This window comes from Weizmannia sp. WK01, assembly GCF_025905465.1.
Taxonomy (GTDB): domain Bacteria; phylum Bacillota; class Bacilli; order Bacillales; family Bacillaceae_C; genus Weizmannia; species Weizmannia faecalis.
Genome location: NZ_CP109616.1, coordinates 2,305,400 through 2,317,626, shown reverse-complemented (window position 1 = coordinate 2,317,626; position 12,227 = coordinate 2,305,400). Strand labels below are relative to the sequence as shown.

Annotated in this window: 11 protein-coding genes and 1 riboswitch; of the genes, 10 read left to right on the top strand and 1 reads right to left on the bottom strand. The window is 47.4% G+C overall.

From position 1 onward, the window contains the following. Nucleotides 1-30: 30 nt before the first annotated feature. The 5 genes from OF158_RS11115 (at nt 31) to OF158_RS11095 (ending at nt 6,868) form a co-directional block, all read left to right on the top strand. Nucleotides 31-1,011 carry an electron transfer flavoprotein subunit alpha/FixB family protein gene (locus OF158_RS11115; RefSeq protein WP_035184453.1) on the top strand — a complete coding sequence of 327 codons (981 nt, stop codon included), beginning with the start codon at nt 31-33 and terminating at the stop codon, nt 1,009-1,011. Between the two features lie 216 nt (nt 1,012-1,227). Continuing rightward, complete coding sequence (locus OF158_RS11110; RefSeq protein WP_014097040.1) at nt 1,228-2,643, top strand: ISLre2-like element ISBco6 family transposase; 1,416 nt, start codon at nt 1,228-1,230, stop codon at nt 2,641-2,643. 385 nt (nt 2,644-3,028) lie between these two features. After that, nucleotides 3,029-3,343, top strand: coding sequence for a thioredoxin (gene trxA / locus OF158_RS11105; protein ID WP_014097808.1), 315 nt, complete (start codon nt 3,029-3,031; stop codon nt 3,341-3,343). Nucleotides 3,344-3,448: 105 nt separating this feature from the next. Further along, nucleotides 3,449-5,221 carry an excinuclease ABC subunit UvrC gene (gene uvrC / locus OF158_RS11100; RefSeq protein WP_035184458.1) on the top strand — a complete coding sequence of 591 codons (1,773 nt, stop codon included), beginning with the start codon at nt 3,449-3,451 and terminating at the stop codon, nt 5,219-5,221. Nucleotides 5,222-5,323: 102 nt separating this feature from the next. Continuing rightward, nucleotides 5,324-5,501, top strand: a riboswitch (Lysine riboswitch). 137 nt (nt 5,502-5,638) lie between these two features. Next, a complete protein-coding gene (locus OF158_RS11095; RefSeq protein ID WP_035184460.1) occupies nt 5,639-6,868 on the top strand; it encodes an aspartate kinase in 1,230 nt (409 codons plus the stop codon). A 33-nt stretch (nt 6,869-6,901) separates the two neighbouring features. Here the strand turns inward: OF158_RS11095 and OF158_RS11090 are convergent, their stop codons facing one another. Next, the gene (locus tag OF158_RS11090) at nt 6,902-7,366 is read right to left on the bottom strand and encodes a YslB family protein (protein WP_014097811.1); all 465 of its coding nucleotides are present in this window, start codon (nt 7,364-7,366) and stop codon (nt 6,902-6,904) included. A gap of 428 nt (nt 7,367-7,794) precedes the next feature. Between OF158_RS11090 and OF158_RS11085 the strand changes: the two genes are divergently transcribed. From OF158_RS11085 to OF158_RS11065, 5 genes are all read left to right on the top strand, one after another. Next, a complete protein-coding gene (locus OF158_RS11085; protein WP_035184462.1) occupies nt 7,795-8,403 on the top strand; it encodes a succinate dehydrogenase cytochrome b558 subunit in 609 nt (202 codons plus the stop codon). A gap of 71 nt (nt 8,404-8,474) precedes the next feature. After that, nucleotides 8,475-10,226, top strand: coding sequence for a succinate dehydrogenase flavoprotein subunit (sdhA, locus tag OF158_RS11080; protein ID WP_017551099.1), 1,752 nt, complete (start codon nt 8,475-8,477; stop codon nt 10,224-10,226). 72 nt (nt 10,227-10,298) lie between these two features. After that, nucleotides 10,299-11,066: a succinate dehydrogenase iron-sulfur subunit gene (gene sdhB / locus OF158_RS11075; protein ID WP_014097814.1), complete on the top strand. Its 768-nt coding sequence runs from the start codon at nt 10,299-10,301 to the stop codon at nt 11,064-11,066. Between the two features lie 97 nt (nt 11,067-11,163). After that, nucleotides 11,164-11,640: an acyl-CoA thioesterase gene (locus tag OF158_RS11070; protein ID WP_014097815.1), complete on the top strand. Its 477-nt coding sequence runs from the start codon at nt 11,164-11,166 to the stop codon at nt 11,638-11,640. A gap of 359 nt (nt 11,641-11,999) precedes the next feature. After that, nucleotides 12,000-12,224, top strand: a complete 225-nt coding sequence (locus tag OF158_RS11065; protein ID WP_014097816.1) for a helix-turn-helix domain-containing protein — start codon at nt 12,000-12,002, stop codon at nt 12,222-12,224. The last annotated feature ends 3 nt before the right edge of the window (nt 12,225-12,227 follow it).

Here is a 12,227-nt window from a genome sequence, read left to right as displayed (position 1 = left end):
GCGAAGAAACCGGAAATGGAGGGGATCAGCATGAGTCGAAAAGTATTAGTAGTGGGGGAAGTCCGTGACGGATCGCTCCGCAATGTATCATATGAAACCATTGCCGCCGGAAAAACGGTAGCAGAAGGCGGGGAAGTGGTCGGCGTTTTGATCGGGGACGCTGTGAAAGATTTGGGGAAAGACATGATTCAATACGGCGCTGACCGTGTTGCCGTGGTGGAAGACGAGAAGCTGAAAAGCTATTCTTCAGACGGTTTTTCCCAAGCATTGCTTGCGGTGATCGAATCTGAAAAGCCGGATGGCATCTTAATCGGCCATACGGCGCTTGGCAAAGACCTGGCCCCGAAAGTAGCGGCTAAATTGGATGCCGGTCTGATTTCGGACGCAACCGCAGTGGAATCAGCCGGGGAACATGTCGTCTTTACCCGCCCGATATACTCCGGCAAAGCGTTTGAGAAAAAGATCATAACAGACGGGATCATCTTTGCAACCATCCGGCCGAACAACATCAGCCCACTTGAAAAAGATGAATCACGCACAGGGGATATCGAAACCGTTGACGCGGGAATTAAAGATTTACGCGCGATCATCAAAGAAGTGGTTCGGAAAGTAAGTGAAGGGGTTGACCTTTCGGAAGCGAAAGTCATCGTTTCAGGCGGCCGCGGCGTGAAAAGCGCGGATGGCTTCAAACCGCTGAAAGAACTTGCCGATGTGCTCGGCGGCGCGGTTGGGGCTTCGCGCGGCGCATGTGACGCTGGCTATTGCGATTATTCTCTGCAAATCGGGCAGACGGGCAAAGTGGTTACACCGGATTTGTATATCGCATGCGGTATTTCCGGTGCCATCCAGCATTTGGCCGGCATGTCCAACTCGAAAGTGATTGTGGCCATTAACAAAGACCCGGAAGCGAACATCTTCAACGTGGCGGATTACGGCATTGTCGGCGACCTGTTCGAAGTGGTCCCGCTTCTCACAGAGGAAATCAAAAAACTGAAAGTCACATCGGCGTAATCCCGGGCCCGGACGAAAAAATTCGTTCCGGGCCTGTTTTCTGTTGGATATTCGTGAAAAAAGGGTATAAAATAATAAAATCATTACTGCTTTTTCCGGACCGGACGTATGTGTAAAATTTTACTCGACGGGGCATATGAGTGGAAAAAAATGGGAAGACGCTCTATCATCTAATTGTACACTTCAAGATGAACATCTAGAGAGAGAGGTCTTCCCATGGATATTATATCAATAATTGCTGGATTATTAAAGGATACAAAGAGTCTTATCGAATTTGAAGAACAGCTTAAACTTCTGATGCAGAAGGCTTTTACACAATGGGTTGGGGAAATATTTGAAGAGTTAGATAAAATAATTAAACAGGAGAAGTTAGAGGAGGGCTGGGTGTACTGCCGGAGTGATAACAGAAACATTCAGTTTCTATTTGGAAGTGTGACCTTTAAACGTTCATTAATGCATGACAAGAGAGGAAATTCCCATTATCCTCTGGATGAATGGTTAGGGCTGGTACCACACCAACGATACAGCCCGTTAGTGGAATTAAAGGTGGCAGAGTTGGCAAGTGAGAACACCTATCGGGAAGTAGCTGATATTTTAAAAGAGTGGACAGCAGTGAGTCTTAGTCACACAACTGTAGGGAACATGGTAAAACACGTAGGGAAAACTCAGGCGGAAGCCGATAAGGCACTTGTAGAAGAGCTAGAAATAGCTGTTTCCCTGCCTGAGGGGAAGAAGGTAGACTACCTGTTTTCTGAAGCAGATGGTGTATTCGTTCGGGGACTAAAAAAGAAACAGAGTATGGAAGTCCACCACGCCATTCTCTATGAGGGATGGCAAACCAATGGTAAAAGGGTCTCCCTGCGTCAGCCCACAGTCATCATGACAACGGAAGCCATCCAGACATTTTGGGATGAAGTCCAAGCCACAGCTGCCAACACCTACTCCCTCGAAAAAACGCATGTCATTACAAACAGTGATGGAGGTGCGGGATACACAGCTGAACGGTTTCAAACAGCTTTCTCACAGTCGGAATTTCCGGTGCTCAACCAGCTGGATACCTACCACGTTGCACAAGCCATCATAAGGACATTTGGGGGCGGAAAGAGCGAGATCAAGGAGCAAATTAGAAAAGCGATTAGAACGCATGACCTGGACCAACTCACGTTATATTTGGATACGCACGAAAGCACCTTGACGGATAAAAAGGCTCTCAAGAAAATCAAGGAATTCCGTTCGTATATCTTGAAAAACTGGGACCGCATTTTTGACTGGAGAGACAGGGTGAAAAACGTGCCGGAAGGTGCGAGAGGCCTAGGAGCGATGGAATCGAATCAAAGGCATATCTCCTTCAGGATGAAAAAAAGGGGCATGCATTGGAGTGAACTTGGCGCAGAAGCCATGGTGAAAATCAAACAAGGCATACTCAATGGGACATTGAGAGAAGTCTATCTGAAACACCGTTCAAGAAGCGAGAGAAAGCAACGGAACTTGAAACAATTCATCAGGATGTCTCAACTGCTCAAGCAGCCTGTACGCCCGTCAGTGGGCGTAAAGCACGGATCAGTTGCCCTGCATTCAAGCAGTTCATCGGCAATGGGACATTTAAGCAAAATATTAGAGCTTTCGTTTTAAGCCTGGCTCAGTGGGGACTGATCGTTGAGGCGCGCGAAATTTACGAGACTCCTGCGGGAAAAGCGAGCCAGGAGAGACCCCGCAGCGAGGTACGAGCGAGGAGGCTCGCCGGCCGACCGCGGAAAGCGAGTGAATTTCGCGCGCCTCAACATCCCCGTTATCCATCTTTATACGGAAATATTACATCTTTTCCGAAAATTACACCGAGCAAGTAAAGCACGGTAGCCGAAAGTGTACAAAAAGAGTGTCTTGGAATACCCGATATTTAAACCTTGTCGAGAAAAACTTGACACATACGGACCGGACAAATTGTTCGCAACATATGATAAAGGATGATATACTTATCCCAAGCAGTAATAGTTTGATTTAGGAGGGTTCTTTCAATATGGCAATTACACATGCTACCGACGCGACTTTCGAGCAGGAAGTCAGCCAAGGTTTGGTATTAACGGATTTTTGGGCAACATGGTGTGGTCCGTGCAAAATGATTGCACCGGTACTTGAAGAAATCGATGCTGAAATGGGCGACAAGGTGAAAATCGTCAAAGTAGACGTGGATGAGAATCAGGAAACGACCAGCAAATTCGGCGTCATGAGCATTCCGACCCTTGTTCTCATGAAAGATGGCAAACCGGTCGACAAAGTGATCGGTTACCAGCCGAAAGAAGCTTTGCAAGAATTAGTGAACAAACATTTATAATACAATAAACGCTCGGCTTCAAGCCGTGCGCAAATGCATTTTAAAATCCGGGCCGGCTGTGGTCCGGGTTTTTTACAGAACGCAGGATTTTGAGGTGAAGAGAAATTGAACGAGACGATCCGCAATAAACTTGCCCTCCTGCCCGCCCAACCCGGCTGCTATTTAATGAAAGACAGACAGGGGACCATCATTTATGTCGGGAAGGCCAAAATTTTAAAAAACCGTGTCCGCTCTTACTTTTCCGGTTCGCATGACGCAAAAACGCAGCGGCTTGTCAGCGAGATCGAAGACTTTGAGTATATTGTCACTTCTTCCAATATTGAAGCCCTTATTCTTGAAATTAATTTAATCAAAAAGCATGACCCGAAATACAACATCATGCTGAAAGATGATAAAACATACCCGTATATTAAGCTGACCCATGAACGCCACCCGCGTCTGATCACCACCCGGAAAGTGAAAAAAGATAAAGGCAAATATTTCGGCCCGTATCCGAACGTGCAGGCGGCTAATGAAACAAAAAAGCTGCTGGACCGGTTGTATCCTTTGCGGAAATGCACCAATATGCCGGACCGCGTCTGCCTTTATTACCATTTAGGCCAGTGTCTTGCGCCGTGTGTCAATGAGGTGAAAGAAGAAACATACAAAGAGATCACCGATCAAATTACCCGCTTTTTGAACGGGGGTTACACGGAAATCAAAAAAGAACTGGAAGAAAAAATGCATGAGGCTGCAGAAAAGCTTGAATTTGAGCGGGCAAAAGAATACCGCGACCAGATCGCCAATATTGAAATGACGATGGAAAAACAGAAAATTACAATGACAGATTTTACGGACCGCGACATTTTCGGCTACGCAGTGGATAAAGGCTGGATGTGCGTCCAGGTCTTTTTCATGCGCCAAGGAAAGCTGATCGAACGGGATGTCTCGCTTTTTCCGTCTTACGATGAGCCGGAGGAGGAATTTTTGAGCTATTTGGGGCAGTTTTATGCCAAACCGGAGCATATTAAGCCGAAAGAAGTGCTGATTACGGAAAAAGCAGACCGGGAACTGGCGGAACAACTGCTCGAAATCAAAGTACTCCAGCCGAAAAAAGGCCAGAAACGGGAACTCGTGTTAATGGCCGAGAAAAACGCAAAGATTGCATTGAAGGAAAAATTCGCGTTGATTGAACGGGACGAGGAACGGACGATCAAAGCCGTTGAAAATCTTGGCGAAAAGCTTGGCATCTACACACCGCATCGGATTGAAGCGTTCGATAATTCGAATATCCAGGGGACAAACCCGGTTTCGGCGATGGTCGTGTTTGTGGACGGTAAGCCGGCAAAAAAAGAATACCGCAAATATAAAATCAAAACAGTGGAAGGACCGGATGATTATGAATCGATGCGCGAAGTGATCCGCCGCCGTTACATCCGTGCCCTAAGGGAAAACTTACCGCTTCCGGATCTCATCATCATTGACGGCGGAAAAGGGCAAATTGACGCGGCAAGGGATGTGCTTGAAAATGAGCTCGGGCTTGAGATCCCGATCGGCGGCCTGGCAAAGGATGAGAAGCACAATACATCGCAGCTTTTGTTCGGCAACCCGCTGGAAGTTGTGCCGCTCGGGCGGAACAGCCAGGAATTTTACCTGCTTCAGCGCATCCAGGATGAAGTGCACCGGTTTGCGATTACCTTCCACAGGGAATTGCGTGGAAAATCCGCTTTTCAATCGGCGCTTGACGATATTCCGGGCATCGGGCCGAAACGGAAAAAACAACTGCTCCGCCACTTTGGCTCCTTGAAGAAAATGAAACAAGCAAAGCTGGAAGAATTTGTGGAAGCGGGCATCCCGCGTCCGGTATCCGAAACATTAATCAAAAAATTACAAGAATAACCTGGCAGGGTTTTTCCGTATATGGTATAATCATGATAATTTCATATGGCAGGCTTTGTTTCAGACTTTCGGGTGCGATCATCCCGGCGTCCGGCAAAGCCGTTACATGATAGAGGCGCAAAACTTAAGAGTAAGAAGCGGGAGAAGATTGGGCTTCCGGGATCGTTTCTGAAAGGAAGTTTTGCCGAAGTGAAAATGGCCTCAATGCCGTTTTTGCTGGTTCTGTACTGAAAAAGTCCGGAACTGTCAGGATGAAATGTCTTGGAGCGCTATCTCACAGGAATGACTGCGTACCCGCGTATGCAAAAGCGATGAGATATCCGTTCTCATTGCTTTTTTTAAATGGGCGCCAAGTTGCTTTGCCTTTCACTCTGACAGCCTCATCTTACTTATAAACTGCAGAAGGTGGCGGAGTTATTGGGAATCATTGTTCAGAAATTCGGGGGAACTTCGGTTGGAAATGTGGAAAGGATCCGGAATACGGTCAACCGGATTATTGAAGAAAAGGAAAAGGGCCATGATGTTGTCGTCGTTGTTTCCGCGATGGGCAAAACAACGGACCAGCTTGTCGGGCTTGCAAATGAACTTTCTGCGTATCCTGCAAAACGCGAAATGGATATGCTGCTTTCAACCGGCGAACAGGTGACGATTTCGCTTGTCGCCATGGCACTGATCGCTCGCGGCTACGATGCCGTTTCTTATACCGGATGGCAGGCCGGCATTATAACGGAACCCGTACACGGAAACGCCCGGATCACGGAAATCCGGACTGAAAAAATCAAATCCCGTCTGGCAGCCGGGCAAATTGTAATCGTCGCCGGGTTTCAGGGCATCACCCCGGCAGGCGAAATTGCGACACTCGGCAGGGGCGGCTCGGATACAACGGCAGTGGCGCTTGCAGCAGCGCTTCATGCGGACCGCTGCCTGATCTATACGGATGTCACCGGCGTGTTTACGTCCGACCCACGCTATATTCCGAATGCCCGGAAGCTTAAGGCTGTATCCTATGATGAGATGCTTGAACTGGCGAGTCTCGGGGCGGGCGTTTTGCATGCAAGGGCAGTGGAGTTTGCCAAAAATGCGGCTGTGCCGCTGATCGTTTGTTCGAGCCTTGAAAGGGAGGAAGGCACGTTAATAGAGGAGGAAGTTTCGGTGGAAAAAAATTTAATTGTCCGCGGCGTTGCATTTGAAGATGGCATTACAAGGGTGACCATTTTCGGACTGGAAAACGGCTTCCGCAATTTGCCGGATATTTTTACGACACTGGCGGAACACCATATTGATGTCGATATCATTATCCAGAACCAGACAGCGGACCATAAAACGTATTTATCTTTTTCGATAAAAGATAAAGATTTAAAAGAAACGGCCGATCTTTTGGAAGCCGGGAAAGAAGCCCTCAGTATTGACCATTTTGAAACGGAAACCGGCCTCGCAAAAGTGTCCATCATCGGATCGGGCATGGTTTCCAACCCGGGCGTTGCGGCAAAAATGTTCCAGGTGCTGGCAGATCACGGCATTGCCATTAAAATGATCAGCACGTCCGAAATCAAAGTGTCCACCGTTGTCGATGCAAAAGAAATGGTCCGGGCCGCCCGGTGCCTGCACGAAGCATTTGAACTGGATGCAGTGGAACAAAATATATGAAAATATGAAAAAGCAGGGGAGCCCCCTGCTTTTTCATATTGATTCTCCGGCCGGGTCTTTCGCATCCCACTGCACGGTGATCCGGACTTTTTTTGCTTTTTTCGCAACTTCCTCAACAGCTTCCGTGATCAGTTTTTTCTGCATCTGGTACTGCTCGGCTAAAAAACCGGCTTCAAGCTTGAATGTCGGCTCTTGACCTGCGCCCATATCCAGCTGCCGTTCAATCATCGGCCCGGATAACTCAAATTCGATATGATATTTCTCTTCTTTTTTGATCGATAACGTTCCCCAGCCGGCTTCTTTGAAAAAAGAAACCATTTCTTCATAGGTAAGCAGCTGGAATTTTCTTGCCAAATGTTTTCCGGCCCAGTATAGAATATCCGGTGTTTCCTTGCCGAGTATATCCGGAATTAATATATTACGCAACAGCTCATATCCGAATGCGGGCACCATTAGCTGTTCCGCAACGGTTTGTTCATTTCCGCCAGAAGATTTCACGCAATTCCCCTCTTTCTATATGCTATATTATATACAAAATAAAACCGGACTTAAAAGCATTTTTTGAGTGTACACAAAAATAATGGGAACTTTTTTTCGCCGGCTTCCGCGTCACATGGGGAAATTATGCCGGTTGCGGTAAAATCCGATGAAAAAAGACAAGCCTTGGATAAAAATTCCTTTTTTATGCAAAAGCATATGGCAAAAGAGCTATACTGAAAAAATTTTAAAAAATGGGAGAAAGACTGACAAATATGACAAATAAACGGTATTTTCAGCGCAAATTCATGAATGCGTTTCCTTGACGCGCCCATTTGTCGGGAGTACAATAAAACTGTCACATAATTGTTATAAAATATTTATGCGGGAGGAAGCAATGCAAAATTTGTCTTCTTTGCATAAATTCACACTACAAAGGGGGATACAATGTGGCTGGAAATCGAGAGTTTTATAACCGCAAACTGCATTCTTTGCTGGGTGTTATACCCATCGGCTTATTTTTAGTCATCCACTTGACCGTGAACCACTATGCGGTAAACGGTGCTGCTGCCTTCAATAAAGCAGCCGGTTTTATGGAAAACCTGCCGTTTCTGCTTTTTGTGGAAGTAGTGTTCATTTATTTGCCGCTTTTGTTCCATGCAATTTACGGCTTATATATTTCGTTTACGGCATCGAGCAATGTCGGCACGATGGGCTACTTCCGGAACTGGATGTACCTTTTGCAAAGAATCAGCGGTGTGTTGGTCCTGATCTTTCTCGTATTTCACATCTATGAAACACGCATTCAAATGGCGTTTGGCAAGGAATTGAACTTTGATCTGATGGCAAATCTATTAGCAAATCGTTGGATGCTCGCCTGGTACATAATTGGGACAGTGGCTGCCGTTTTCCACTTTGCCAACGGTCTCTGGTCGTTCCTGGTCAGCTGGGGCATTACACAGTCACGCCGGTCACAGCAAATTTCCACATATGTGATGGTTGTGGTCTTTGTGCTGCTTTCTGTTGTCGGCGTCAGGGCTTTATTAGCATTTGCATAATGAAAAGATTCGAAAAATAGCAGTTTACTGGTTTGTAAGAGGCATCAAGTATGAAGAGGGAGTGAATCAAGTTGGCTAATGGCAAAATCATTGTTGTCGGCGGAGGGCTTGCCGGTTTGATGGCGACTGTAAAAATTGCAGAAGCAGGCCGGCAGGTTGATCTGTTTTCGCTAGTGCCGGTAAAAAGGTCGCACTCTGTTTGCGCACAGGGCGGCATTAACGGCGCTGTCAATACAAAAGGGGAAGGGGATTCGCCATGGATCCACTTTGACGATACGGTATACGGGGGCGACTTCCTTGCCAACCAGCCGCCGGTAAAAGCGATGTGCGAAGCGGCGCCGGGGATTATCCACCTGTTTGACCGGATGGGCGTCATGTTCAACCGCACGCCGGAAGGGCTTTTGGACTTCAGGCGTTTCGGCGGCACCCAGCACCACCGGACAGCATTTGCAGGCGCAACAACCGGTCAGCAGCTTTTATACGCATTGGATGAACAGGTAAGGCGCCATGAAGTGAACGGGCTTGTCACGAAATACGAAGGCTGGGAATTTCTTGGCATTATCAAAGACGATGAAGGCATTTGCCGCGGCATCGTTTCGCAAAACCTGACAACAATGGAAATCAAAGCTTTTCCTGCGGATGCCGTCATTATGGCATCGGGCGGCCTTGGCATTATTTTCGGGAAATCAACCAACTCGATGATCAATACCGGCTCGGCGGCTTCCATTGTATACCAGCAAGGCGCAACGTATGCGAACGGCGAATTTATCCAAATTCACCCGACTGCCATCCCGGGCGATGACAAACTGCGGCTGATGAGTGAATCCGCACGCGGGGAAGGCGGGCGCATCTGGACGTACAAAGACGGCAAACCGTGGTATTTCCTGGAAGAAAAATATCCGGCATACGGGAACCTCGTGCCGCGCGACATTGCAACCCGTGAAATTTTCCATGTCTGCGTGGACTTGAAACTCGGCATTAACGGCGAGAACATGGTTTATCTCGATTTGTCGCACAAAGACCCGCATGAACTGGACGTAAAACTGGGCGGGATTATTGAAATCTATGAAAAATTCGTCGGCGATGACCCGCATAAAGTGCCGATGAAAGTGTTCCCGGCCGTCCACTATTCCATGGGCGGATTATGGGTGGACTATAAACAGCATACGAGCATTCCGGGGCTGTTCGCAGCAGGCGAATGCGACTACTCGATGCACGGCGCGAACCGCTTAGGGGCAAACTCCCTGCTTTCTGCCATTTACGGCGGGATGGTAGCCGGCCCTGAAGCTGTCAACTACATCGACGGGCTTGAAAAGAGCACGGATGCACTGCCGTCAACCGTCTTTGAACGTGCTGTCCAAGAACAGGAGAAAAAATGGAACGATATTTTGTCGCTTGACGGAACCGAAAATGCCTATGTGCTGCATAAAGAACTGGGCGAATGGATGACAGACAATGTGACGGTTGTCCGTTACAATGACCGTCTGAAGAAAACGGACGAAAAGATTCAGGAATTAATGGAAAGATGGAAAAATATTAATGTTGTAGATACATCGAAATGGAGCAACCAGGCGGCTTCGTTTACACGGCAGCTGTATAACATGCTGCAGCTGGCGCGCGTCATCACGATCGGCGCTCTGAACCGCAATGAAAGCCGCGGTGCCCACTATAAACCTGATTTTCCGGACCGCAACGACGAAGAATGGCTGAAAACGACGATGGCAAATTATGACCCTGTGAACAATGAACCGGTCTTCAGCTATGAAGATGTAGATGTATCGCTGATCAAACCGCGCGTACGCGACTACACGAAGAAGCACTGATTCGGATCGGGCAAAAACGGATTTTTTCCGGCTTTTGCCCGGGTGATTTCATAAGGAAAGAGGAGAATAAGGATGGGTGAACAAAAAACCGTTACATTTATCATACAACGCCAGGATAATCCGGAATCAGAACCATATGACGAAACGTTTGAAGTTCCGTACCGGCCGAATATGAATGTCATTTCGGCCCTGATGGAAATCCGCCGGAATCCGGTCAATGCCAAAGGGGAAAAAACAACACCTGTTGTTTGGGAAATGAACTGTTTGGAAGAAGTTTGCGGTGCCTGTTCCATGGTGATTAACGGCAAACCACGCCAGGCTTGTTCAGCGCTTGTGGACAAACTGCAGCAGCCGATCCGCCTTGCCCCAATGCGGACATTCCCGGTTGTCAGAGATTTGCAAATTGACCGCGGCCGCATGTTTGACTCGCTGAAAAAAGTGAAAGCTTGGATTCCGATTGACGGCACTTACGACTTAGGGGAAGGGCCGCGCATGCCGGAGAAAAAAAGGCAGTGGGCTTATGAACTGGCAAAATGCATGACTTGCGGCGTATGTTTGGAAGCCTGCCCGAATGTCAACAGCCGTTCAAACTTTATCGGGCCAGCGCCGCTTTCGCAAGTACGGTTATTTAATGCGCACCCGACCGGCCATATGAACCGCGATGAACGACTTGAAGCGATCATGGGTGACGGCGGTCTTGCCAATTGCGGCAACTCGCAAAACTGTGTACAAGCCTGCCCGAAAGGTATCCCGCTGACAACATCCATCGCAGCATTAAACCGTGAAACAACCATCTATATGTTTAAAAAATTCTTTGGCAGTGACCATACGGTTGACTAATGCCAAAAGTGCCACATCAAAGCGGAAACAGTAGATGTGGCACTTCTTTTCAAATAAAAAATGAATGGTTGTTCACTCATTAAAAGGAGGTATCCCATTGAAAAAGCACATCTCTTATATTGATGACTGGAACGCCTGGGAAGAAGGATTTTCCTATTATCTCCCGGTCACGGTCCGTTTTTCTGAAACCGATATGTTTGGTCACATGAACAATACGGTTCCGTTTATTTATTTTGAACAAGCGCGGATTGAATTTCTCCAGCAACTCGGGTTTATGGGCGACTGGGCAAAAAAAGGCACCGGCTCCATCCCGGTCGTGGCGGATTTGCAGTGTGATTTTTTACAACAGGTTTTTTTCAATGACAAACTCCGCATTTATGTAAAAGTTTCAAAAATCGGCAACTCGTCCGTCGACTTGCACTACATGGCGAAAAATGAAGCGAATGAAATCTGTTTTACCGGGCGCGGGACAATGGTGCAGATCTCGGTCACAACCGGAAAAGGAATACCGTGGACTGCGGAAGAAAGAGCGAGGTTCGCCGACCCGCAAGCCGCCGTCTCATCCGTCAACTGAATGAAAGTAACCCGCCATAAAAAATAAGCTTAAGTGTTTACGTTGAGGACTGTTTTTTAGCGGAGAAAAGAGCGGCAATACTTGGTATATTTTATTGCTTTTACAACACTTGTTTGCCTGTTTTGCCATCTCCGGCCAGGACATAAATAGAATCTATATCTGCCAGTTTACAATGCCGGATAATGTTTCGTTTGCCTTTCATACAGAAAGGGTTCCGGCATCCGCCCTTTTTTTCGGATTTGTGCTGTTCCTTGCCTCGTCAAGTCACTCCCGGCCGCGCAAGAACATAAGATATCGTGACAACCAAAATACCCATCCCCGCGGTTTAGAGCTGGCGAAGGCAAGGAGGGTTATCATAGTTGAAGGACAACGATTTCACACATAAACCGCTGCTGACAAAAAGAGAAAAAGAAGTATTCGAGCTGTTAGTACAAGACAAGACAACAAAAGAAATCGCGAGCGAATTGTTTATCAGCGAAAAAACAGTTCGAAATCATATTTCCAACGCCATGCAGAAATTGGGAGTCAAGGGGCGCTCGCAAGCTGTTGTTGAATTACTCCGCATGGGGGAATTAAAGCTTTGAAAC

Coding starts and splice junctions, on each gene's coding strand:
- OF158_RS11110 (WP_014097040.1), top strand. CDS start 1,228: ATGGATATTATATCAATAATTGCTGGATTATTAAAGGATACAAAGAGT.
- OF158_RS11115 (WP_035184453.1), top strand. CDS start 31: ATGAGTCGAAAAGTATTAGTAGTGGGGGAAGTCCGTGACGGATCGCTC.
- sdhB (WP_014097814.1), top strand. CDS start 10,299: ATGGGTGAACAAAAAACCGTTACATTTATCATACAACGCCAGGATAAT.
- trxA (WP_014097808.1), top strand. CDS start 3,029: ATGGCAATTACACATGCTACCGACGCGACTTTCGAGCAGGAAGTCAGC.